The organism is Sulfodiicoccus acidiphilus (assembly GCF_003967175.1).
GTDB classification, from domain to species: Archaea; Thermoproteota; Thermoprotei_A; order Sulfolobales; family Sulfolobaceae; genus Sulfodiicoccus; species Sulfodiicoccus acidiphilus.
The window spans coordinates 1,917,951-1,941,617 of the sequence record NZ_AP018553.1 but is presented as its reverse complement, the minus strand read 5'-3'; the positions used below and the strand labels follow the sequence as shown (position 1 = coordinate 1,941,617).

Below are 23,667 nucleotides of genomic sequence, written 5' to 3'. Positions count from 1 at the left end.
AAGCTTCGAGTTTAAAGCCCGTCATACCCTACGTCACTCAATGAATCGAAGTACTCGCAGGAAGGCGTTGAGCACTACGGTCCTCGCCGTGGTGGTGGTAGTAATAGTTGTAGTTGCGGCGGTGGGAGCTTACGTAGCCTTAAGCTCCAGGCACGTGACTACCACTACTCCCAGCAACGTCACCACGACCGTTCCTCCCTCTAACACTTCCGTTACACCCCTAGTGTTCTACACCTGGTGGGCCACGACGGGAAAAGTAGCGCTAGATCACCTCATCCCGACTTTCGAGGAGACGTACCCTCAATACAAAATAGAGCCGGAGGTCATACCGGGAGGAGGTGGAGTGAACGCTAAGTACGCCATCATAGCCCTTCTCGAGGCCGGTAAACCTCCTGCCACCTTCCAGAGCCTCACAGGACCAATGATGCTTGGGTTCGTTGAGGCAACTCCTAACGGGAAGACGGCCTACGTCAATTTCACCCCCATAGTGGAGCAGATGGGACTCTTCAAAACCGCAGTGCCTGAGGTCCTCGACGCCGCTGCCTACAACGGAACCATGTACACCATGCCTGTCAACGTTCATAGAGGAGCCACCCTGTACATCAGCAAGCCGCTCTTGGAGAAGTACGGACTACCCATCCCGTACAACCTCAGCACACTAATCTACGACACGGAGGCCCTCGCTAAGGACGGAGTTCCGGCCTGGGTGGAGGGAGGAGCTGAGGGAGGTTTCGAACAGTTCATGCTTTACGAGGCCATTCTCCTATCCCTAGGTGGTCCTAGAATGGTAACCGAGCTGGACTACGGGACACTACCCATGGACAACGCCAGTGTAGTTCAGATATTGAATGAAACTAATCAGATTTACCTCACATTCATGAACGCCAGTTACCCAGGCTGGCAGACCTTGACACAGGGCCAGGCCATAACGCTGTTAGGTGAGGGAAAGGTGGCCTTCGCTGTTAACGGCAACTGGGAGTACGCTTACCTCTTCGACTTCGACAACATAACTCCATATCCTGCAGTGCAGCCGTACGTCGGTTGGAACAACGTCTCCGTCCTCACCATGCCCTTCCCTGGGACTAAGTACTACTACGACCTAGTCATGGACTCAGTTGCCGTCCCCAAGGGACCTGAGGAGAACGCCGGACTCACCCTTGTGAAGTACTGGGCCTCCTGGCAGGGTCAGGAGGTGTGGAACAGGTGGAAAGCCGTCACCTTCTACAAGAACGACACGGTGGACTTCTACAACACCCCTTCGCAGTGGTACGACTACCAGGCCCTTCTCAACGTATCGGCCGATCCGGCCAACTTCACGGTCTCTCCAGGCTCTAGTGCTGGGCTCTTCCCAGACGTCTCGTCCACATTGGACGGGGCGCTCCTGGAGTTGGCGGAAGTGGGACCAGCAGCACTTGCGACTTGGATGCACACTTTGAATACCAGCATGGGGACGGAGAGGTCAGAGTGGCTAACTGCGGCTTCCTTAGGACTTGGTTACATAGGTATGCCTGGACACCCCCTCGGAAACTACCTACCTCCGTGGGCGTCTGATCCGAGCCAGTCCACCACTGGAGACTTCTTACTGAACTTTTACACTCTGGTTTTCCTCTCGTCACTACCATCGTTGTTGTTAGTTGCCGATTTACTCAAGGGTAATAATTGAGAAAGGATCAAACAAAGGCATTCCTTTTTTCCCATTCCTTTTTTCCATCGGAATCCTGATACTCCGCAGGATTCTCAACAACGCGAGCTACCCCGCCCCGAAAGGAGCAGCCTCCCTCTTCGTCGCACACCTCGCTAGGCTGAGGGTCCCACTTAGGGTGGTTCCCGCACCCCTAGAAATGGCCTCCGTTGAGTCCACGGTCGGAGCGTAGGGGTACCACCCCTCGCCTAGGGAAGTGACGCTCGCTTAACCTAAACGGAGATTGAGGGGAGAGAGTCTTCCACAATGGGCAACCCTCATTTAAATAGATGATGGTAACTGCGAGCTCGTAAACACACGGTGCTACTAAGTCCCTTCAGAGCGGGATCAGTGAGCCCTCAGGGTAGAGGAAACTTCGCGGTATCCCTCCAGGTGCTCTGTGGAAGACTGGGAGCGATATGTCGTACCAAGTTCCGTTGTAGATCGATACCTCCCCGAAGTTCAGGGAGGTGGAGTTCTCTATTAAGTAGATACCGTCGAAGCCGGCCATCAGTGGCCCTCCGTGCATGAACGTCTCGTTATCGAACCTGATCTCAACGAACTTCCCCCAGAACACCAAGTACACGGTGGAGTTAACGATGTAAATCCCCTCTTTGGGAGTCGAGGTGACGTTGTCCAGGGAGGGATATCTAGACGATGTATTCTCCCCTCGGTTCAGTAGGTCCTGACTTATTAGAACCGCTAGGGAGGCAGCTGCAATTGCAACTATGAGGAGTACCGAAACTAATCTCACAGTTTCTACCCGTACCTAGTGGAAATAAACTCTATCTCAACAATTTCGACGCCAAACGGGCGATGAAGGTCGATTTCCAGATCTCCGTGAGCTACATCACAGTCATCCACCAGCCCGTTCACCACAGGAGGACCTCCACGTCTTATTACTTAGGTTGAACACCACCTAGTGTGAACCCGTCTGAATTGTTCAAGTTGAGGGACACGATTTCCCCTCGAGCGTACCTCTCTAACGGAGTTTACCCACCCAGGTTAGTTAAGCCGTGGACAAGTCGTTCGTCCGGTCCCACGGAAGAAGCACGGAACTGGTGACTGACGTGATGGAACTCAACGTGGCTGAGATAATCCTAGAGCCAAGGCCCTCCCCATTCTGGAGGATATTAAGGCAGATAGGTGTGGATAAGGCTGTTGGAGTCCTACCGAGGACGTTCAACGATTGGAGACAGAACCCAGAGGAGGACCCGTGGGACTACGGGCCTCTCTCCAAGTATAGGAACATGTTGGCCGACAACGGCCTCCAGTTGGTCGCCATAGAGGACAACCCTCCAATGGACGGCATAAGGTACGGGATTCCTGGACTCAAGGAACAACAATTGGACGCAGTGGCCAGGATGTTGGAGAACATGGGGAAGCTGGGGGTAAAGCTCTGGTGCTACAATTGGATGGCCGGGCTTGGCTGGTCTAGAACCAGGACGCACGTGAGAGGGCCAAATGGGGAGTTCGTTACGGCCTTCGACGCGAAGGACGTTGAGGACGCCCCCCCGCCTAAGATGGGCAAGGTGGACGCCTCGACTCTCTGGAGGACACTTAAGGACTTCCTGGAGTACGTCGTCCCCATAGCGGAGAGGTATGGTATACAGTTGGCCATGCACCCAGACGACCCACCTATCCCGGAGTACAGGGGAGTCGCCAGGATAATGAACTCCCTAGAGTCTTACGATAAACTCCTCGGACTAGTGAGGAGCCAATACAACGGGATCACCCTCTGTCAGGGCAACTTCACCCTCATGACTGACGACCTACCCGCAGCTGTGAGACACTTCGGGAGGAGGGTGTTCTTCGTCCACTTCAGGGACGTCGTGGGGGATAGGTACCACTTCACCGAGACCATGATAGGGAGGGGAAAGACCAACCTGGTAGAGGTGATGAAGGCTTACTCGGACGTCGATTACAAGGGTATAGTGAGGGTGGACCACACTCCCACCTTAGAGGGAGACGTGGAGATGGCTCCCGGGTACTCCTACCTCGGAAGGATATATAGCATTGGGTACCTCAGGGCACTCTACTATGCGATAGCTAAGACCTCTAGCCCACCCTGAAGCTCCCTATCGTGAGATGGGTAGCCAACTCCAGCGGCCGAGGTCTGTGGCCGCCAGATTTTAGGATCAAACGCGTCAGGTATATCGTCCCCCAGGATCTGTCCCTTTAACCATTCGGAGTCAATTTCAAGATTCTAGGTTGGCGTTAATGTAATAGTCGAACTCCTTCGGTCTAACCACCTGGATCCGTTGCGACTCTATGAACTCTTCCTTATTTTCCGTCCTAAATGCGGTGTTGAATTTCTTCTCAAATCCTATAGTCGACTCTGGCTTTCCGCTTATGCCGATTCCACACACGGATCCGGATGTGTGAGCTGGATAAACCTCTACGTAGTCTGGTAGTTCCTTAAGTTTCTTAAGGCTGTAGAAGAGGAGTTCTGCCGAGTCTTCTCCTCCAATGTCGACTCTCCCCACCCCTCCAACGAAAAGTGTGTCACCCGTCATTACCATCCAGGGTTCCTCTCCCCTCCTGTAGTCCGTCACGAGGAGTGAGAGACTGTCTGGGGTGTGGCCAGGCGTATGGACGAACCTTATCTTAACGTTTCCAGACTTAAGCTCCTCTCCGTCCTTAACCCTCTCTACTGGAAACTTGACCTTCGTGGACTCATGAAGATAAATCGAGGCCCCCGTGAGCTCGGCGAGTCTCCTCTTTCCGGAGAGGTGATCCGCGTGGGTGTGGGTGTCAATTACATATCTCACTTTCATCCTCAAAGATTCCGCAAGCTTCAGGATTTCCTCCACCTCCGAGGCTTTTGGATCGACGATGAAGAGCTCTCCAGCTTGCGTACAACCGAACACGTATGTTACACATCCTCCCTGCCTTGAGATTAACTGCCTGAATATCATCTTTTATCAACTTTTCCTCTCTTTTAACAGTAATAAAGGCTCTTCACCATCAGTGGTTAATTTACTCCAGAGTAGCTGAAAGTGTTCTGTCGAGTGAATCATGCAACCCTCACAGCTCTCCACAGTTATGTAATCTTCCCCTGTGAAAATAACGGAGAAACTCTCGTCTATTATTAGATATTTAGATTTGACCTCGTTTCTGAACTTGATTTCTCCCCTAATACCAGAAAGTTTCCCTCCATCCTCATCTTTCACGACCAGATATAGCTTACCACTAAACTTCCTCAGTATACCGATCAACCATGAGGGAATTCCTGGATAGACCACCCTCAGCTCCTTCGCTTGTTCCACTAACTCCTTCACGAACGCGATCACCTGCTTCCTTCCCTCTACGTGGGTAGATCTCCTGGTTCTCGATCCTTCCGATCTCCTCTTGACATCCTCCTTGATCTCCTCTATGATACCCAGGATGTCCTGCTTGAACCTCTCGAAACTCACCTCCGGATCCACTAGCTTAACCTTCTTCGGCCTGCCTTCCACGAACTCCAAGAAACCCTTGTTTACAAGCCTAGCCGCGACGTCGTAGACTTTCTGATATGGAACTCCAGACTTGTCCGAGAGTTGCTTCATGGTCGCCACGCACAGGTCGACTGTCGCAGTGTACACCAACGCTTCATAACGTGAGAAACCCAAATCCTGGAGCTTTCCTTGGATTTCACCACTCATAGGGAATAACTAGTTTAAGAGTTAAAATGTAGTCGAGTCAATGAGAGTCCAGTTCCTCCTATTCACCGTATTGGTATTCTTCACAGGGGTGTATCTAGGTGAGTTCAGATTGGTATATCCGTTGGCGTCAACACATGTGTTTGAGCTGGTAGAACTCTCCCTAGTTATCTTCGGTTTCGGAAAGGGGGCGATGAACTTCGCGTCTGGGTTCCTCAGCGACGTTATGGGCAGGAAGAAGGTTCTGACACTGGGATGGTTAGTTGCTACCCCTCTACCTATAGTCGCACTGCTTACCCACTCCCTGCTTTTAATTGCGTTCCTGACTGTTCTGGTCGCGATCAACCAGGCCATGACCTGGACCACCACCATAACTTCCCAGATAGACATATCGAAAGGTAGGACCGGAATGGCGGCAGGTGTGAACGAAGCGTCGGGATACGCAGGAGTGACAGTAGGCAGTCTAATAGCGGGGTATTTCCTTTCATTTCACCTCTCTCCATATTTCGTGATGGGAGGAATCGCGCTAACCTCGTTTCTACTCTCCCTATTTGGGACAAGGGAGACCAGGCCTACGGCAAGGAAAGGAAGGACAGTGCTCGAACCCGCTGTAGTACTGGGGTTTGGTGGACTGTTGGAGAAATTCGTGGACGCCTTCTTCTGGGTAGCAGTCCCAGTATTCCTTTCCTTGAGGGGTGTTAGTCCCGTGGTAATTAGCTACGTAGTGGGAACCTACGTTGGAGTGTGGACGTTGTTGCAACCAGTCGTGGGACACCTAAGCGACGTGTGGGGAAGGAAGGTCCTCATCCTAACTGGGTTCCCGGTGATGGCTATTGGTTTGGCCCTTTTCACCTTGAATTACTTTCTTTCTTCCGTCTTATGTGGTCTTGGAATGGCTCTCGTCTATCCCACTTTGATAGCGGCAGTGGACGACTATTCTCCGCCTGACGGCAGGGGAACGTCCCTAGGTGTGTACAGGCTCCTCAGGGACTCAGGGTACGGCTTCGCTGGCCTCCTAGGGTTGCTCCTGACGGTAGGAAACGAATTTCTCTATATTAAGATAGCGGGTTTAGCCCAGCTGGCGGCCCTATTAACCTTGGCGTTTTGGTTCACAGTTAGGAAGGGGCCGATCATGAGAAGGTGAGCTTTTGAGGTAAACCTGACTCTCCTAGAACAGACTCAGCCGTCCCCTATTAGAAAATCGTTTTCAGGGACCCTATACCCTCCCCAGCCAGATAGAGAGTTCAAAGGAACCGGTTGGATGAGCATGAGCTTTATTCGTCTCTATGAATCAATGGGTGTTCGGCGAAAGGTCCACAGGGGATCTTCGACTCTCTTCGAGCAGTATGTCTGGAAAACCCTCCCTACCTAACCCAGACTAGCTTCGAATCCGCGATGAAAATTACACTAGGAGGGGCCGCTACAGAGCCATGAGGAAGGTGGTGACTTGGAATAGGAGTGCACTGAGTCTCAAGTAAATGAAAAATAATTCCAATTAATAAAAACTTTTCTTATAGTATTAATATTAAAGTTTTGTAGAAGCTTAATTCCATGCCTACCGATTCGAACAACCTTTCATTGAACCGAGTGACACGGCCCCTTCGTAACTCCTACGATGAGGATGTGTTCCGATCGACTTCGTTCAGTGCGACCTGCATAACCGAAGTTTTCCCTATCCTCCTCACTCCAGTCAACAGGATGAGAGGTTTATTCACGTTTCTCTTCATTGACCCTATCGAATAGTTCCTCTCTTCTCTCCTTCGGCCTCTCTTCGGATAACAACTTCACCCCCTGAACTCAGATAAACCCCCAGAAGTCATAAACTAACGGATCGCTTGAGTCCAACTTGACAGTTGTTAAGAGTACGAAGGGCCTCCGTCTGACCGTCGCCCTTCATAGGAAGTCACAGAGAAGGGGGTTGAGGAGGCGGAAAGCCTCGCCTTTCACGGCGGGGACGGATTGAACCCTTACCTTCCTGGAAAGTCCTTTCGGTTTCATTCAACTTCTCTACTTCGATCGTCGGTACTCTACTTTCGTAGCGTGAACCAGCCCTGGCCCTTGGAGGTCTTTCACTCGTTCATCGCTCTGCAGTTCTCGTCCAGGAACTCCACCACCCTCTTCACCGAATCCACGTAATTCTCCTTTTTGGAGAACCCGTGTCCCTCACCTTTGTACACTTTGTACTCCACCCTCCTCCCTAACTCCTCGAGTTTCCTCACTACCTGCATCGTCTCTTCCGCGGGGCACCTAGGATCGTTCTCTCCAGCCAGCAAGAGGAGTGGAACCCTGATCCTGTCCACGAAGAATATTGGGGACCTGTCCCTGAGAAGGGCTTCGTCGTTCCCCATCTTAACCTCATCGTATTGCTTCAGGACTTCCCTCTCCAGCTCCTTCTCCGTGAACCAGTTCACGAAGGGGACCACGGCCGCGGCCGCGCACCACCTTTCTGGGTGCTTGGTGACTGCCATCATTGTGAGGTAACCTCCGTAACTCGCCCCCGTCACAGCCACCCTCTCGCCCAACAGTTCCGCTGCCCTCAACGCGTCCCTCAGGTCCCCTCCTCCTAGGTCGCCGTCGTTTAGGTGGTTGAACTTCCTCCCCCTCCCCGTCGACCCTCTGTAGTTGGGACATACCACTTTGAACCCTCTGGAGACGAGGAGCTGCACCTCTGGAGAGAACAGGTTGAGACACTCCCAATCTGGACCACCGTGGAGGTACAGGACCCCTCTCTCTTCTCCTCCCCTCGAATATAGTAGGGCATCAATTTCTAGCCCATCGGAGGTGTAGGTCACCTTCCTGGGCTCAACGAACTCCTCCGTCACTCCCGCCATGGAGTCCGTCAACCTCTTCACCTCTCCGTCGTAGACGTAGAGGTCGAAGTCCCTGGAGCTGTCCGACCTCAGGAAGTAGAGCCCTTCGTCCACCTTGAGGTGTACTACCACACCAGGTGAGATCTTCCTTTCCTTCACTACCAGAGACACGTCTCCCCCTCGTTCACTGTGTAGGCTATCCCCTCCCCGTACGGCACCGCCTCTAACTTCTCCCCTCGAGCTGTCTTAAGCCATTCCACCTCCCCGGAGCTGAAGTCCCACGTCCCAATCTCCGAAGTGTCGCTGACATTGCTCAGGAAGAGTATCGAATCGCCTCGAAAGCATTGCGACGACGCAGGGACGTCCTCCGCCCCTCGGAAGGAAAGTCTGCGCCTCTCCCAAGAGGAGAGGTCGAGGAGGAAGAGGTCGTTGTCGTAAACTCCCTGCGAGTAGACAACGTACCTCCCTGAGGGAGAGAGACACGGGTCTGACACCGGTAGCTCCCCTCGCTGAGTCTCGTCACTTCCCCTCCGTCGTAAAGGTAGAGGTGTGTCGTCCTCCCGTCACGGTTGGAAATGAACAGGAACCTGTCCTCCCGCACGAACGTCGGGTCCACGTTATCGTTCCCGTCGGCTAGAAGCTCGTGGAGAGAACCGTCGTAGAGGTATATCGACCTCTTCTCCGATCCCCCGGAGTCAGCCACCAACGCGAGGTTGTCTCCAACCCAGCGCACCTGCTCTGGTTCCCTCACCTCCACCTTCCTGCCCTGGACGTACGCATTAGGTTCGTCCTCCCAAAGGATCAGGGCCACCCTGCCTCTGGAGACGTCGTAGTCTAAGACCGGCCTCGAGTTGAGCACGGAGTAGTCCACAGCCTTTAGACGACAGATCAAGGTTTAATCTCCAACTCTCATAGGCTCTTTAGGTCTGTCCCTTCTTCTCCTAGGAGCTTAGTCCTCCCGGTGACGTCAACCCTTTCCTTGATGAGCCTGTTGAGTGCCTCAAGCTCCTCTTCCCTCCTGTTCACGGCTAAGTAACCCGTAACCAGTCCCCCCTTCACGTATATGACGCTGAAGGACTCGCCTCCCAACTTTCCCCTGACTACGTACTCATCGTAATCTCCTGTCTCCCCCGCCGCCTCTATGTGAAGGTCGAATATGTCGGACCACACGGTGGAGAGGTAGTCGTAGGGTTCCTCCCTCCCAGCCATGTTTCTGGCGGACAGTTTCCCCGTGTAGTCTGCGTTGTTCCAGTGCTCTATTCTCCTCCTCTTCCCTTGGGCGTCTAGGAAGTTGGCCACGTCCCCCGAGGCGAACACATCGTGGTGCGAAGTCCGTAGGAACTTGTCCGTCACGATCCCGTTCTCCACTTGGAGACCACTGCTCTGAGCCAACTCGACGTTAGGGGATATTCCTACAGCCATTACAACGAAGTCCGCCTCCACTTCCCTGCCACTGGACGTTATCGCTCTTTCAACCCTTTCCCCTCCCCTCAGTTCCCTCACGGACTCGTTCACCAAGAACTTGACTCCCCTTGACTCGAAGTACTCCTGTAGGACGGAGGCGACCTTCTCGTCCACGAAGGTGTTCCAGATATAGGGCTTCACCTCCACTACCGTTGGCCTCAGCCCCATCAGAGTGAGGGACGCCGCCACCTCCATCCCTATGAACCCACCCCCAATTATGAGAGGCCTCCTGCCCGGAGCTGCCTCTGCCCTGACCGCATCAACGTCGTCTAGCGTCCTATAAAGGTATATTCCCTTCCTGTCGTCGCCTTCTATTCGCACCCTCCTAGGAGATCCTCCAGTGGCCAGTAACGCTTTCCCGAACCTCACCTCGCCGTCATCTAGGACGGCCTCCCTGTCCCTGAGGTTTAGCCTCTCCACCTTCCTCCCTAGAAGGACTAAGACGTTGTTCCTCCTGTAGAACTCCTCCCCTTCGTAGAATAGGGCCTCCCTACTCGTCTCTCCCCTGAGGTAGTCCTTGGAGAGGGGCGGCCTGTCGTATGGGAGGTACTTCTCGTTGGTCACGAGGACTACGCTTCCCTTGGGATCGACCTCCCTGAGCTCCCTAACTGCACTGAATCCGGAGGGGCCTCCCCCCACGATAAGGTAGTCTGCTTCCATGACCTCCAGTGGGTCTACCTCCAATAAAAACGTTGGTGCGATCGATGTACGAGTTCGGTCGAAGGGAGACGTTATTACAGTAGGTTAGGAGAATTGTGTAGATAGAACTCACAATTGATGCCGCTTTCTTCGCTCCCTCGGCTGTAGCTCCCACCGGCAAGTTAACCATTTTACCACTAATCCCATCGCTAATCTGTGCAACTCCCAGTGTCCCTCCTCGAAGTTCAGTTCGCCCACCTTCCCAAGGATCACCTCAACGTACTCGTTGAAACTCGCGTTCCCACATGCCACGTACACACAGTCTTTCATTACCCCGATCGAGTCTAGGATCAATCGATCCATTTCCTAGGGACGTGGAAGCTCAGGTGTAGGTCGGAGAACTCCCTTGACGAGATAAACCACCCGTACCGAGGTACTCGTCATCTATTCATGCGTCGTGTTGAATGTCGACTTAACGCGAGCTTAATATGTCACAAGTCCACTATACTTGGAGAACTTGAAAGTAAAGGAACTGGCCCCCAGAAGGAGGGCAGACGTAACTGTGAAGGTAATTAATGTAGGACAACCTAGGACCGTGGTTGGGATGGACGGGAACTCTAGGCAGGTCACGGACGTACTCGTGGCCGACGAGACCGGCTCCATACTCATGAGCCTGTGGGGAAACGACGCCTCCAAGGTTTCCGTAGGGAAAGTGATCTCGATCACCAACGGGTATGTATCGGTGGTGAGAGGTTCAATGAGGCTCACTCTCGGAAGGGAGGGTCAAATGAGGGAGATCCAGGCTGACGTGAAGCCCAACACAGAGAATAACCTCTCTGACCTCAAGGTGGAGTCAAGGAGGTTCAGATAAGGCCTTTCACCTAGCATAAGAACGAAGATCCCCAGACCTCTTGGAGAAGAATGGTAGAGTCGTGAACTACCCCGCCCTCACGGACGGGGCGTCCTCGCGGTGAGTTCCGCACCTCGGAGGAACCTCGATCTCCTTACGTAGCGGAGGTTCCGTGAACAGCGTGGAAGAGAGGTCCCGGAGGGTTTCCTATGAACAGGTTTAAGTTCCCCCAGCCCCTAGGGTGCGACCCAGCTCTTACTGCCGAAGTCTAGAAGACGTTGGAGTCTCATTACGAAAACGTTTCTATGAGGGGGTATCAGTCCTCACGGAAGGGGACTTCCGTCCCCTCAACCCATTGTAAGGTTAAATTAGTTCTATAGACGCTTCTAATCAGAACGTAAGGAAGAGTGGCACCTTCAGTACAGAGATTTTCCGAGTAGGAGATCAGTATGGCCGTCACTCTATCGTGTAACCAAGGGGGTAGATGAAAGGTCCCCTTTTGGGACTGAATCCTTTTTCGCTTTAACAGAAGTCCTTTCGTACTGAATTACGTCCAACTTTCGTAGACGAAAGTCGAACTTCCACATCGACGTGGGCTACGCCCGGAAGGATAGGAGCGACGGTCGAGACGCGAGCTCTAGGACGTTGACCTCTGAAGAGTCCCTCGACTCATCGGCCGTGAAGCCGGTTAGTGAGGGCTTAAGTCCCTACACTCGATCGCGATCGAACTTGAAACGAGCGAAAGGATGGTATAGGGACAAATGATAAACCTCGACTCACGGGGTGAGGCAAGTGTTCACTCTGGCCTAACTTAGCCTCCCTTTAACACGGGAGGAGTTGGAGTGACATGACCGCGACGGATGCTCCTGTTGCCAGTTTCGGAATCGTCATATCCTCGTCCGTGGCCTTAGATCTCCTTACCGAGAAATCTTCGTGAAATAGTGAAACTAATAGTAGCCTCTTTATACCATTTCTTTACTAGAAATAAGGCTAGAATACGTAGGGGCCAGCTGCTATCCTGGAAAAAGCCTCAACTATTTTCGCTAAGGTGAAAGAGACCTCGCCAGGGAGCGAAGCGATTAAATAGGGGGTGGGGAGGAGTTAATGTGGCTCTCCTAGTCACGGTTGTGGGGTTCGACGAGAAGTTCGCAGTGAGGAGCTTCCTCAGGAGGGGGAGGACACAGGTCACCGAAGTTCTCGCGGTTAGACCTTCCAGGGCTGATCCCAGGAGCGACAGGGCACTTAACGCCCTCAAGTCCCTCTTAGAGGAGGCCTCTGTACCCATTTCTGTGATGGAGTTGGACCAGTTGGATTTCGTCTCGTCCGTGGCCAAGGTCGCCAAGTGGGTGAGACGATCCAGCCACTCCGAGTTCGTGGTGAACCTTTCCTCCGGTATGAGGATAGTGGGACTGGAGGTCTTGGCGGCCTTCCTCCTCCTCAACTTGGACGCGGAGGTTGAGGTGGAGGCAGAGGACTTCTCGGGCTTCACTACCTGGAGGACCACGGACCTCCTGCCTACGGACATGGACCCCAAGACACTAGAGCTCCTCAGGTTAGTCAGACAGGGACTCAGTGTAACTGAGGTCGCCAACAGGACTAGGCTCTCCGTCACTACAGCGTGGAGGAGGCTCAAGAGGATGGAGGAGGCTCGCCTCCTCTGGAGGGAGGGAGATAAGCTCTCTCTCACATTGAAGGGAGAAGTCTACCTTGCTATTTCAGAAAAATGAAATGCTTTTCAGATCCTTACCACCTCAAAGATTATATACCAAAGTACTAAGTTATAGAAGATGGGTGTATTGTCCGTCGAGCAAGCGTGGCTAAAGAGGATATCCACAATGTTGGCGGCAGCCGTTCTCTACTCCGGCTCACCTGGCGTGGTGGACAGGATGGCCAATGCCCTGTCCAAGGAGGCGGTGGCCAAAGTGTTGAACGACGCGCAGAGGATCGTCTCGGTGGGTATAGACAGGGGAGAGGTAGTAGCACAGAGGAGTTCCTCAGGCCAAGCCGACTACGTGGTTGTAACTGTTAGGACCGTGGACAGGACGTACACTCTGTACGGAACCCTCCCCTCCCCTGGCGACGTGGAGGACTTCACGAGGGAACTGGAGAAGAACATATACGTGGCAAGGAAGGTCGGTGCCCTGGCCATGGCAGCGGTGAACAGAGCTAAGCTGGGGGGAGCGCAGTGATAGGGGGAACAGTGAGGTTCTTGGTCAACGTGGAGTCACTCAACGGTGTCGAGTCTGTGGGTAACCTGACCAGACACAGGACGGCGCCTGTCGTCCTGAGGTCCTCTAGCGGGTACGTTGTAAGGTACGTCCCAACCGTGTCCGGGGAGGCCTTGGCTCACGCTTACCAGACGTTTTTGGCCGAGTTGGCCGTGAAGGAGAGTCTGCCAGTGTCCAAAAAGACCAGGGAGGGTGAGCTCACTAAGTTCGCCGACGACGACTTCGTCAAAGCAGAGGATGTGACTCCGCCCAAGGACGAGGGAGACATGAGGAGGTTTGAGGTCGACGTCATGTTGAAGGACGTGGTGGCCGATGTGGGAGGGTTCCTCTACGCAGGGTCCAGGCCCGTCAGGAGGTCTTCAAGGATCTCGATAGGTTACATGATACCTGTACTTCAGGGAGACGAAGTGCCAGCTCAGCTGGAGGCCCAGTTCCACGTGAGGTACGCAGTAACCAGCCCAAAGGAAAAGCAGGCCATATATAACGTGGAGATCGCCTCGGCTCTGTACACCCTCTCCTTCTTGCTTGATGATGAGAATGTTGCTGTTCCCTCTTCTCCAGGCCAAAAGGTGAAGAGAGAGGAGGAGTTGGAGGGACAGTCCGAGAAGAGAAGGGAGGTTGCGTTGAAGGCACTCTACAACATCCTGTCGGGTGACTTCGGAGGTAAGAGGTCTAGGTTTCTTCCATCAGCAGAGCTGAAGTCCGCAGTGGTGGTGAGGACCGATTTCCCTTTCGTTCCTGAACCTGGGCACAGCGACGACTACGTAGTCAGGACCGCTGAGAGGGTGGAGAAGGCGGCCGCAATACTAGGAGGCAAGACAAAGCAGGTGTACGTGATAGATAGAGAGGGCTTGAAGAAGAAGGGAACGGAGGTGGTAAACCAGGAGGAACTGGTGGAGATGCTCCTGAAATGATGGTGTCGCTTTCCGATAAGGTAAACTACTCGAAAGTGAGGTTGAAGCTTCACTGGGGGTTTTCAGTGGCCGTACCGCGAGCCTCCAAGGCAAAGGCGGCCTTCCCCCTCCCTCCTCCTACCACTTTGGTGGGCGCCCTCTCTTACGGCCTGTGGAGAGGGAAGGACTACACTCCGGACGGGAAGGGGAGCCCGGCATCCGAGCTCCATGGGAAAGTCTACGGAGCGGCCAGGTTCGGCGACGGTACGTACGGTGTCTACATCGAGGACGTGGTCAGGAATGTCGTATCCTACTTCCAGAAGCCTGAGAGGAGATCAAAGCGAGAATACACCTTCGGGATAGTTCCCACGGGAAAAGTTTACTCCTCTGGAGAACTGGTGGTGGTGTACCTCTCCTCTCAGCTCTCCACAGGGCAATTAGAGAAGCTCAGTTGGTCCTTGGTTAGAGTCGGTTCAAAGGAGGGATTGGTCAGCGTCGAAGACGTCGAACTGGGCGAAGCCTCTAGAGTAGAGGGGGAAGTGACGACAAAGTTCTACTTCCCCTCTTACCTAGCTCACGAGGAGTCGCCTTTTCTGCGGCAGGTCACCTTCTGGGAAGGCGGGGTAGTGTGGGGGGAGGAGGGGAAGGACGTGAACTACCTCATCCCCCTCAGGCCTTTTCCCCTCGAGTCGGTGGAAGTCCAGGTTAGGGCGAGGGAGGCCTACGAGGCCAACGGCGATGTCGTGGTCCTTGGTTGAGGCCTACGACGAGGCGCTTAGGAGGCTCAAATACGAGCCCAGGAGAGCCCTAGAGGAGACCGTCAGGGCCCTAGAGGGAGGTAAGTCCGTTCTCTTGTTTGCACCCACAGGATACGGGAAGACGACGCTTACTGAGGCCCTATCCTTGGCGGCCGTCAATGGTAACGAGCTCTTCGCCAGAGTGATACATGTACTCCCGCTCAGGAGCGTGGTTCAGGACCTCTACTTAAAGTTGAGAAGGGACTCTGAGAAGCTCGGAATCGACAAGAGGGAAGTGGCAGCTCAAGACACTGACTTCAACGACTCTCCGTACTTCCTTAGGAAAGTTAACGTCACAACCTTGGATACCTTCGTCATGAACCTATTCAAGCTCCCCGTGGCCGAGTTGGGTAAGGTAGCGAGAGGTGGAGGATCGCACTTCGAGCTTCCGAGGGCCATGATATATAGTTCGGTGGTCCTGTTCGACGAGTTCCACCTCTTCTCGGAGGACGGGAGGCCTCTCACTGCGGCGATCGCCTCCCTCAGGGCCCTGGCCGACGCTGGAGTGCCAGTAGTCGTGATGACAGCGACTATGCCTTGTTTCCTGAAAAGGTTGCTGAGTGAATACGTGGAACTTAAGGAGGTGAGGGCAACAGACTTCAATGTGAGGAGGGAACTGTCCGTCCACTTCATTGAGGATCCCTCGTTCTATGTCCCTCCACCGGGAAAGAAGGTCCTGTTCGTCTTCAACACCAGGAGGGATGCCATCTACACCTACAGGAAGTTCAGGGAGAGAGGGGTCTCACCTCTACTACTGCACGGAAAGCTTAACGGGAGGGATAGAGCCGAGAGGCTCAGTCGAATCGACGGTGGTGAACTCGTGATCTCGACCCAAGTTATAGAGGCAGGTTTGGATAGAAGCTTCGACGTCCTGGTCACGGAGGCCGCCCCGGCCTCTGCCCTGATTCAGAGGGCAGGTAGGGTCGCGCGTTACGGCGGGCAGGGCGAGGTGTTCGTCTTCCCCTACAGGGGAGGGGTTTACAACAGGGAAGACGTGGAGGCAGCGACGCGCGTGTTAAGGGATGGAGGGAGGCTAGATGAGGGCCTCCTAGCCACCGAAGCGAGCACCCCAAAGATTCGAGAGACCCTTCGGTACTCCCTTGAATTACTTGACGCTAACGTGCTTACTTCGTCGAGTGACGCCTCAAGATTGATGACTTACATGTGCAGCATGGTTAGAGAGGTATCGACGGTAATGGGATTCCCACGTGGATGTTACTCTCCGGAGTGTGGAGTTCCGCTCTCCGACCGGGAGGCTTACAAGCTCATAGCTGGGGGAAACCACGGAGTGATGGAAGGAAGAGAAGTCGAAGTTAGGAAGATGGTCAAGGGAGACGAGTGTCTCTCCCTAGAGTTCATGAGGAAGGGAATAGACGGCATCGTCGTGGAGTACGACTCGGAGGTCGGGGCGATCCTTTGAGGCCGTGTGCCTTCGCTGGACAGGGACTCGTCGAACACTCGATCGGATCGGTGAATTGGATGGATAGGGCCTTCGACTTGAGCTATTTCTCAGTAGTGGCCAACAGGGTGAACAGACTAACACAGGGAATCGAGGCGCCGGTCGACAAGTGGTGGACACACGAACTCACCGCTATCCTGACTGTCCTTCACGACGTGGGGAAAGCAGGAGAGGGTTTTCAGTCTCAGTTCGATGACGGATGTGGTTCTCAGAGGAGCTCCTTCAAGTTGCACGAAATCGTCAGCGCTGTCTTCCTCTACAGGAACCAGGTCAAAGTGGCGGGTGAAGAGCTCCGGGGCATAAGGAAGTTCTGGGCCGTGATGACAGTCATTAACCACCTCAACGCCATGAGGGGGCTTCACACTCTGAACGACGCGCAGTTGGCGACGCTGAGAGACAAACTCAAGCTGTCCAAGTACGGCAACACACTTCTCCAAGAATTGTCGAACAGGGGATTCGACGTCGGTCACATGAGGGCAGGGGATTACACAATCGCCGACGTTCAGGACATGGTGCAGTGGCTCCGCGGGCTCTCCACGAGGAGTGAGGGAAAGCTCTACGTTCTTTTCTTGGCTCCATTGATGATAGGAGACAACTTGGATAGCAGCGTAGCCAGGGAAAGAGACGAGACTTCGGTCCTGAAGAGGAGGTTCGTGAGGAGATTGATGGAGGTGGTGGTAAACGATAGTTGAGTTCGCGGGCATTTTCGCCGACAACTACGTCAGGACGGTGGGGTCAATGGCCAAAGGGGCCAGGAGAGTAGAGAGTGGAGTCGACGTGAAGAAGGAAGAACTCCTTAACGTGATAAAACTGGGGGCAGAGCTCGCCGAGGTCAGGGAATCCTCCCCTAATAGGCCGGTTATGTTACTCCCCATGAGCGGGAACGATAAGAAACCCTTCCAGGAACTGCTCAAGTGCCTCAATGTAACTGCCTTCACTCTGTCCGAGGTCCTGAGGAAGTATGGGGACACTCGAGACGAATGCGAGGTGAGCGCGCTATCGTTCATGAAGCCCGAGCTCTACGAGTACTCTAGGGTGCCAGGGTACAAGGGTTCTAGAAAAGAGAAGATAAAGGTTAACGCCAACTACGCCGTCGTCTCCATGGCGGGGTGGGTGCTAAGTAGATTGGGGAAAGCCAGGATTGGGAGGGATTCTGTGGGGGTCCACCTCTTCCCTTTGGACGTGGACTCTCGTTACGGAGTCCTACCCGAGTTCCTGAAGGACGTGGAGAAGATCCCCGGGATAGCTCCGGTCACCGCGTTCACTCTATGGCTCGCCTCTAAGCTTGTCAGGAGGGGAGTCGCGGTGGAACAGCTGATGATGTACGCAGTCCACGACGCGGGAGGGATGAGCCCAGCCTCCATTGCTGGAGGGTGGCTCATTGGGCTGGATAGAGTGTTGAAGAACAGGAGCGTGTTGAGTGAGGCGGGAGACCTCCTAGAGGAGGTTGTTCTGGACGCCATGAGTCTGGAGAGCAAGACGAGGGCCTTCTCCATAAGAGTGTCGAACGCCTTATACGACGTTTTGAACGGTTCGGGGAGTCTCGAGGAGTTCCTCTACTTCTCCAACAGGGGAGCCTTAGAGGCCTGGAGGACAAACGACAAAAGACTTTTGGAGAAGTACGTCAGGATGGCCCAGCTGGGATGGATCGTCTACCGTCATCTGGTTCTTTGACTTTTCACTCTAACCCCAACCTCCGAGCCTCTTAACCTCCGCGACGATTCCCCGGGCTATAGGTTTCCTGAAGGCCGTTGCTCATCTCTGTTAGGGGAGAGACCGATCCTTTGACCTCCACTACCTTTCCTTCGTTCACCTCTCTTGGTCGTCTCCCACCTCAGGTTGTAACCAACCTTAGAAAACGAAGGCCGGTGACTCCTTCCTAGTCTGTATGGGTCCAACCACTGACCGCTCAAGGCCGACTTTTCCTAGGAAGTCGACTAATTAGTTCCATAGCGTCGCCTGCTAGGCGGTCTAGATGGAGTGTCGTAGGGTCGTTCTAAACGAGAATCTACGCTTCCTTTAGGGAAGTGTAACCGTACTTCGTGTACAATTGAGCGTGTGAGTCCGGCAGGTCAGGAGCAAGGAGGTCCCATATCGCACGAGAGCTGGGGATCTCTAGCCTGTGGGAGTGAACATCTAAACCTATAGGGATATCAGGCACCTCGGCCCCGGAAGCTAGGCCTAGGGACAACCCTTCCACGCGGTAAATGAGAAGGAACGGCGTGAAACAACTCCTTCTTCTTATGGAGAAGGGGTTCAAAGGGGGGCTATCTATCCCCGCCCCTAGAAGGGCGAGGTTTTCCGCCCCCTTTCAACTCCATTCTTATAAGTCCCTATCTCCATATTGAAGAGGTGGTAATCTACAGTTCTTGCCGAGAACTTGGGGCTGGACTGCCCCTAGGTGGTGTGGGGGCTGGCAAGGTTGAGATAGATCCCAAGGGTAAGATGAGGAACCTTACCATCTTCAATAATTGGAGCAGACCACTCCCCCAAGCCAGAGGCTTCCACCTGTTCCTTAACTCAGGGAGTAGAGGAACCTTCCTTGAGTGCGGAGTTCCAGTCCACGGGATGGAGAGCAATTCCTCACCTTTCCTCTACGAGGGGAGGTACCCGCTGCTCACGCTCTCAACTCTAGGAACTGAAGTCAAGTTGACTGCTTTCACAGCCCTCGTCAAGGGTAACATCCAGGACTCGTCGCTGCCGGCCTTCGGCCTAAAGGTGGACGCTCCCCGGAGTGTGAGGATGGCGGTTTCGTTCCCCAACCTCGTAGGGACGTCTCCCGTGGGCAGGAAGAACTCCAAAGTCGAAGGAGGTTTTAGACTAGAGAACGAACTCTCTACCTCCCAAGACCCCGCAGCAGGGAACATCACCGTGGTTGCCGACTCGCCGAGCCGAGTGATTCACCAATACTCCGTGAACAGGTCCCCTAGGGAAGCTCTGAGGGAGGGAAAGTTCAAGGAAGGTCCAGAGGAACCCTCGGTCTGGAGGTCCCTCATCTCTGGCCAAGACTTCCCTTCTCTCGACAGGCCGGCCAGGAGCTTCTGGGACGACTTCGCCGGCCTCGTGGAGGTGGAGGGCGAGGCCAGGATCGTCGTAGCGTGGTACTTCAACAACCCGTGGATTTACTTCCCCTATAGACACTACTACGGGAACTTCTTCAGGGATTCCACAGAGGTCGCGAGGCACTTCTTGGACCAATTCGACCTGCTCCTCAAAGCGTCCTCGTCTTTCCGTCCCACGGATCCTACCATTCCACAGTGGGTCAACGACGCGGCCGACAACGGTGCCTACGTCCTCTCTACTAACACTTGGTTGGACGAGAGAGGAAGGTTCTCCATGTTCGAAGCCCCGGAGAACTTCCCAGCTCAGGGTACCATCGCTGGCTGGACTTACGAGGCTGGATCTATCCCAGTACTGCTGAACTTCCCGTCTCTTGAGAGGTCCTTTCTACTCAACCTCGCCTCACACTTAAGTGCAGACGGTCGCGTACCTCACGACCTGGGCCTATGGTCCCTGGACCTGCCCATGGAGGGAACTACCTCCCCTCCTACGTGGAAGGACTTGGAGCCCACCTTCGTCCTTCTACTCTACAGGTACTACCTGACCACCGGTGAGTTGCCTCAGGAGCTTGCGGAGGCCTTGAGGAAGGTTGTGGCGACCATCCTGAAACGCGGTGTGCCCAGACTGGAGGGGTCGGGAGACACCGCCTTCGACGCCACGCCGGTGGAGGGTTTGGACAGCTACACTCTCACCCTCACCCTCGCTTCGCTCAGGGCAGCGGAGCGCCTCCTCGGTGGTGAGTTCGTGGAACCCGTGAGGGAGCTAGCGTCTGAGGTTGAGCGAGCCTTATGGGCGACCTTCAACGGCGAGTACTTCAAGGCCTGGGAGAGTCCTGACGTTGGAGACGCCCTCTTTCTCGGACAGCTCGCTGGACCGTGGTGGTGTTCGTTGTTGGGGCTTGAGTGTTTCGACGAGGAGGAAGTGAGGTCGATCCTCCGCCGGGCCTGCGAGATCAACGGTCGGGCCTCGTCCATCTGCTCTCCCAACCTCGCGTCGAATAGGCCGTTGAAGTTGTCTCCCCAGACAGCCAGCTCTTGGCCTCGGCTGGTGTACTCCATGGCCTGGCTCGGACTCAGGTACGATGTTCCCTGCGTCTTGGAACTAGCAAAGAGGGAGTGGGACTACATGGTCTCTCGCGGCCTAGTCTGGAACCAACCCTCTAGGATAGACGCCGTTACTGGCGTTCCCGACGTTTACCTCGACCACTACGTCGGTAGTCCAGCTCTCTGGTCAATAGATCTCGGAAAGTTCATTGAGGGTAAAGTTAAGGGAAACCAAATTCCATAGAATCTTACTCATTGTGTCCTCGAGTTCTTCGACTTCACGTGGCACCCGACCGCTGTCAAGTTTTCGGACCCAGAACCTCCTAGGACCACTTCCCACTGGGAGGAAAGAACTAAGCGGGCTCAGACGCTCCTTCTACTCGCGGCCCTCATAGTCCTGAGCTCACCCAACTTGAGCTCCACTTCCTCTATCTCTTTCTTCAGCTCTAGGGACCTCCTTATGAGGAGGAGCAATTTCCTCCCCTTATCCGTGGGGTAGACCAGGCCACCGTTCTCGTAAAGCAACCCCCTCTCTTTCATCTCCTTTAGGTACCTGCGGAGGAGGACGTAACTGAGGTTAGTCCTATACATTAGAGGGGTCTTCCTCAGGCCAGAGGAGCAGGCATTGAGCACGTCCCCGTATATCTCGACCCGATTTCTTTTCCTTGCCATGGTTTGCTCTCGTAGGTCGAGCAGATAAGTCCGCTCTGAGTGTCGACAGAAAATGTTGACACAAGTGGACACGTTTTGACAGACTTTCCTGTCAGGATGGAACTTTCTGTCAAAACACCGTTCAAGGACCTCAGGTAGGCCACGAGGGGTTTGGGCTTCATAGGATTTCATAATTTAATATCGATCCTCAACCCTTGGGCTTCACCGGGGTCACGAGGGAACTCGTTCACACCCCTCCGCCCCCTTAGCGGGGTGACCCCGACCCACACCCGTGGAATGTCGCGGACGTGGGGAAACCCGCACATCCTGAGGTAGATGTTAAGTGACGCGTTCAACTGCCTATCTAGTGTGAACCCACACCTCCCACACCTGAAAGTCCCGCCGACCTTTCGGGAAACCCGTCCACACCTGGGGCAGGACTTAGACGTGAGGTACGGGCTCACCTCCTTAACGAAGGAACCGTAAAGTGGGGCCTTGTATTTAAGCACGCGATGAATTGACCTCCACACGGTCTTGGAAATCTTCTTGGACAGCTTACGGTTAGCATCCTCAAACATCTCCTGTTTATTCAACTTCTCGACAGCAAACATCGTAATGGGATACATTTCCAGCAACTTGTTCACGAATTTATGAAGGTAATCCAACACGCGGTTCCTCTCTCGATGAGAGTACTTCCTCAACAACTCCTTCCCCTTCCTACCGTGCTTTGAAGCGAAAGATTGTATCCTACCCCTCTTCAATTGCATACCGAACTTAAGACTGTACAACCCCCCTTATTGAGAACGAGATGAACTTACCACCATCATAAGCGTCTAGAGTATAGAGGTTACTATCGATTGCCAGGAAATCTATGGGAGTAAACCGAGGTAACTTATGACGAAACGGTAAATACACCTTGTCCTCCTTTATCACGGGCTCACCTAGTTCAAGCCCTTTAACTCTTCGTGAAAACCAAGTGCGAGACCAAGAGAAGTTCACGTATTCGTAAGGTCTCACGGTGATCCTTACGCTCTCACCATCAACCTTCCTAAGTGTCGACTTCACCCTAACGTAAACCTCCTTCAGTCTAGGTTTCCTCAACGCTTTTCCCTTCTCGGCCCTCCTCCTCCAACTCCTCAACACGGAATAAGCGTCGTTTATTGCCTCGTCAACGTAGTGGGAAGCTAGTACGTTGATCTCCTCCAACTCGTCTCTCAACACCTTGTACACTTCCTTCTTCTTTAGTAAGGTTACTTTGACCTTCGTGGCTTTCTCACCATTCTTCACTTCTTTCCTCTCTATCCTAGTTCTATCCCACAACCAGTCCAATGCTTTCTGTAGTAGGACTCTGTAGTTCTCTAGTAGTACTTCACTCTCCTCCCTCTCATCGTTCTTCATGGAGTACGTTAGGTAAATGTATTCTTCTTCTTGTTGGAATGATTTAATTGAGCTCTTCGACGCACTCCTTCACCTTCTCGTACTTATGACTCCTCATTCCGTATAGCTTCCCGCCGAACGATACTAGTATAGAGATCAAGTCCTCGATTAGTTCCTGTTCTGGTGTTTCGTCCTCGTTGTTCAACACCACGAGCTCGCAGTTGCGTGCTTTACAGACCTCCTCAACTATTTCGAAACCGAACCTCACAAGTCTGTCCGAGTATGCAATAACTACTTTCGACACCTCGTTGTTCAGTATCATCCTCAACAGCTTTAGGAATCCCTTCCTCTTCGCGTTTAACCCGGAACCTACGTCCGTTATCACTTGGTCGTAGTCCTTTACTTGCTCTTGTAAATATTTCACTTGGTTTACCAGGTCGTCTCTTCGTGTGTTCGATGATATCCTGGCGTAAAGGATCTTCCTCTTTCTTACAATCCCCATCAACTTCTCTACGTCCTCCTCTCTGAACCTCCACTTTCCAGTCTCTAGACTGGTTTAATGTAACCCTTCTTAACGTATTCTCTAAGTGTCGCATAGGATATCCCTAGGCGTTGGCAGACTTCCTTAGGTCTTAGCATTGTATAAGAGTTTATGATGAAATAATATAAACTTTACGGTATATTGAAAACTGTTGACAACGGCGTTCTAGTCCAAGAAGATCTGGGATCGAAGGTTACGACAGTTACAACCCTCGAGCTAGAGGGATGAGGGGCCATCAGTAGGCCGAGAAGTGCTAAACGCACCTCTACCCTGTTCTAAACCACACGCTTGAGGCCTAGGGGAGGATTCGGAAACCATCCCAGATCGTTCCGCGGACCTCGGTATCAAGCCCTCGGAGTCCCCGGCCGACCCTCCCGTGTACGACTCCAAGTCATGTATGTCCACCTCCTAGGTATTTCGTGTGCTAGAAGTCAGGGTTAAAGTAACTCGACACCGAGAGGGGAATGTATCGTCGTGGAGTGAGTAAATTAGAGGGGATACACCGACTTACCGTCCGCCCACACGGCCTCTGG

The 23,667-nt window shown here is 53.6% G+C and carries 20 protein-coding genes and 2 pseudogenes; 12 read left to right on the top strand and 10 right to left on the bottom strand.

The window, feature by feature from the left end; genetic code table 11:
• Nucleotides 1–40 precede the first annotated feature (40 nt).
• Nucleotides 41–1,663 (top strand): glucose ABC transporter substrate-binding protein GlcS, encoded by a 1,623-nt coding sequence (gene glcS / locus HS1genome_RS09780; protein WP_126450842.1) that lies wholly within the window; start codon nucleotides 41–43, stop codon nucleotides 1,661–1,663.
• A gap of 355 nt (nucleotides 1,664–2,018) precedes the next feature.
• Here the strand turns inward: glcS and HS1genome_RS09775 are convergent, their stop codons facing one another.
• Complete coding sequence (locus HS1genome_RS09775; protein ID WP_126450840.1) at nucleotides 2,019–2,435, bottom strand: hypothetical protein; 417 nt, start codon at nucleotides 2,433–2,435, stop codon at nucleotides 2,019–2,021.
• Between the two features lie 262 nt (nucleotides 2,436–2,697).
• Here HS1genome_RS09775 and HS1genome_RS09770 point away from each other — a divergent pair, with 262 nt between their 5' ends.
• The gene (locus tag HS1genome_RS09770) at nucleotides 2,698–3,753 is read left to right on the top strand and encodes a mannonate dehydratase (RefSeq protein WP_197721488.1); all 1,056 of its coding nucleotides are present in this window, start codon (nucleotides 2,698–2,700) and stop codon (nucleotides 3,751–3,753) included.
• 126 nt (nucleotides 3,754–3,879) lie between these two features.
• Here the strand turns inward: HS1genome_RS09770 and HS1genome_RS09765 are convergent, their stop codons facing one another.
• Both HS1genome_RS09765 and HS1genome_RS09760 read right to left on the bottom strand, forming a co-directional pair.
• Nucleotides 3,880–4,599, bottom strand: coding sequence for an MBL fold metallo-hydrolase (locus HS1genome_RS09765; RefSeq protein ID WP_126450838.1), 720 nt, complete (start codon nucleotides 4,597–4,599; stop codon nucleotides 3,880–3,882).
• 6 nt (nucleotides 4,600–4,605) lie between these two features.
• Entirely contained in the window at nucleotides 4,606–5,325 is a 720-nt protein-coding gene (locus tag HS1genome_RS09760) for a TrmB family transcriptional regulator (protein ID WP_126450836.1), read from the bottom strand.
• A 40-nt stretch (nucleotides 5,326–5,365) separates the two neighbouring features.
• Between HS1genome_RS09760 and HS1genome_RS09755 the strand changes: the two genes are divergently transcribed.
• Nucleotides 5,366–6,466: an MFS transporter gene (locus HS1genome_RS09755; protein ID WP_126450834.1), complete on the top strand. Its 1,101-nt coding sequence runs from the start codon at nucleotides 5,366–5,368 to the stop codon at nucleotides 6,464–6,466.
• A gap of 925 nt (nucleotides 6,467–7,391) precedes the next feature.
• Here the strand turns inward: HS1genome_RS09755 and HS1genome_RS13225 are convergent.
• The 4 genes from HS1genome_RS13225 to HS1genome_RS09735 form a co-directional block, all read right to left on the bottom strand.
• Nucleotides 7,392–8,303 carry an alpha/beta hydrolase family protein gene (locus HS1genome_RS13225; RefSeq protein WP_338067359.1) on the bottom strand — a complete coding sequence of 304 codons (912 nt, stop codon included), beginning with the start codon at nucleotides 8,301–8,303 and terminating at the stop codon, nucleotides 7,392–7,394.
• Between the two features lie 142 nt (nucleotides 8,304–8,445).
• Nucleotides 8,446–9,003, bottom strand: a complete 558-nt coding sequence (locus HS1genome_RS13220; protein ID WP_338067358.1) for a TolB-like translocation protein — start codon at nucleotides 9,001–9,003, stop codon at nucleotides 8,446–8,448.
• A 38-nt stretch (nucleotides 9,004–9,041) separates the two neighbouring features.
• On the bottom strand, nucleotides 9,042–10,265 hold the full coding sequence (locus HS1genome_RS09740) for an NAD(P)/FAD-dependent oxidoreductase (RefSeq protein WP_373286792.1): 1,224 nt from the start codon (nucleotides 10,263–10,265) through the stop codon (nucleotides 9,042–9,044).
• 99 nt (nucleotides 10,266–10,364) lie between these two features.
• A complete protein-coding gene (locus HS1genome_RS09735) occupies nucleotides 10,365–10,565 on the bottom strand; it encodes a hypothetical protein (RefSeq protein WP_126450829.1) in 201 nt (66 codons plus the stop codon).
• Between the two features lie 187 nt (nucleotides 10,566–10,752).
• Here HS1genome_RS09735 and HS1genome_RS09730 point away from each other — a divergent pair, with 187 nt between their 5' ends.
• The 9 genes from HS1genome_RS09730 to HS1genome_RS09690 all read left to right on the top strand — a co-directional run bounded on the left by HS1genome_RS09730 (nucleotide 10,753) and on the right by HS1genome_RS09690 (nucleotide 20,809).
• On the top strand, nucleotides 10,753–11,106 hold the full coding sequence (locus tag HS1genome_RS09730; protein WP_126451401.1) for a single stranded DNA-binding domain-containing protein: 354 nt from the start codon (nucleotides 10,753–10,755) through the stop codon (nucleotides 11,104–11,106).
• A gap of 1,085 nt (nucleotides 11,107–12,191) precedes the next feature.
• Entirely contained in the window at nucleotides 12,192–12,812 is a 621-nt protein-coding gene (csa3, locus tag HS1genome_RS09725; protein WP_126450828.1) for a CRISPR-associated CARF protein Csa3, read from the top strand.
• A 60-nt stretch (nucleotides 12,813–12,872) separates the two neighbouring features.
• Entirely contained in the window at nucleotides 12,873–13,274 is a 402-nt protein-coding gene (gene csa5 / locus HS1genome_RS09720) for a type I-A CRISPR-associated protein Csa5 (RefSeq protein WP_126450825.1), read from the top strand.
• Nucleotides 13,271–14,227, top strand: a complete 957-nt coding sequence (cas7a, locus tag HS1genome_RS09715; RefSeq protein WP_126450824.1) for a type I-A CRISPR-associated protein Cas7/Csa2 — start codon at nucleotides 13,271–13,273, stop codon at nucleotides 14,225–14,227. The genes csa5 and cas7a overlap by 4 nt, the downstream gene beginning before the upstream one ends.
• Nucleotides 14,224–14,964, top strand: coding sequence for a type I-A CRISPR-associated protein Cas5a (gene cas5a / locus HS1genome_RS09710; RefSeq protein ID WP_229768257.1), 741 nt, complete (start codon nucleotides 14,224–14,226; stop codon nucleotides 14,962–14,964). Before cas7a ends, cas5a begins: the two co-directional genes overlap by 4 nt.
• Nucleotides 14,945–16,423, top strand: coding sequence for a CRISPR-associated helicase Cas3' (gene cas3, locus HS1genome_RS09705; RefSeq protein ID WP_126450822.1), 1,479 nt, complete (start codon nucleotides 14,945–14,947; stop codon nucleotides 16,421–16,423). Before cas5a ends, cas3 begins: the two co-directional genes overlap by 20 nt.
• Nucleotides 16,420–17,154, top strand: coding sequence for an HD domain-containing protein (locus HS1genome_RS09700; protein WP_126450820.1), 735 nt, complete (start codon nucleotides 16,420–16,422; stop codon nucleotides 17,152–17,154). Before cas3 ends, HS1genome_RS09700 begins: the two co-directional genes overlap by 4 nt.
• Before the next feature lie 46 nt (nucleotides 17,155–17,200).
• Nucleotides 17,201–18,136, top strand: coding sequence for a type I-A CRISPR-associated protein CsaX (csaX, locus tag HS1genome_RS09695; protein WP_126450818.1), 936 nt, complete (start codon nucleotides 17,201–17,203; stop codon nucleotides 18,134–18,136).
• A 678-nt stretch (nucleotides 18,137–18,814) separates the two neighbouring features.
• On the top strand, nucleotides 18,815–20,809 hold the full coding sequence (locus tag HS1genome_RS09690; RefSeq protein WP_126450816.1) for a GH116 family glycosyl hydrolase: 1,995 nt from the start codon (nucleotides 18,815–18,817) through the stop codon (nucleotides 20,807–20,809).
• Nucleotides 20,810–20,928: 119 nt separating this feature from the next.
• Here the strand turns inward: HS1genome_RS09690 and HS1genome_RS12120 are convergent, their stop codons facing one another.
• The 3 genes and pseudogenes from HS1genome_RS12120 to HS1genome_RS09675 all read right to left on the bottom strand — a co-directional run bounded on the left by HS1genome_RS12120 (nucleotide 20,929) and on the right by HS1genome_RS09675 (nucleotide 23,232).
• Nucleotides 20,929–21,237, bottom strand: a complete 309-nt coding sequence (locus HS1genome_RS12120; RefSeq protein ID WP_158613789.1) for an Sso10a family chromatin protein — start codon at nucleotides 21,235–21,237, stop codon at nucleotides 20,929–20,931.
• Between the two features lie 167 nt (nucleotides 21,238–21,404).
• Nucleotides 21,405–22,614: pseudogene (locus HS1genome_RS09680) on the bottom strand (RNA-guided endonuclease InsQ/TnpB family protein).
• 43 nt (nucleotides 22,615–22,657) lie between these two features.
• A pseudogene (locus HS1genome_RS09675) lies at nucleotides 22,658–23,232 on the bottom strand (IS607 family transposase).
• Nucleotides 23,233–23,667: the final 435 nt, after the last annotated feature.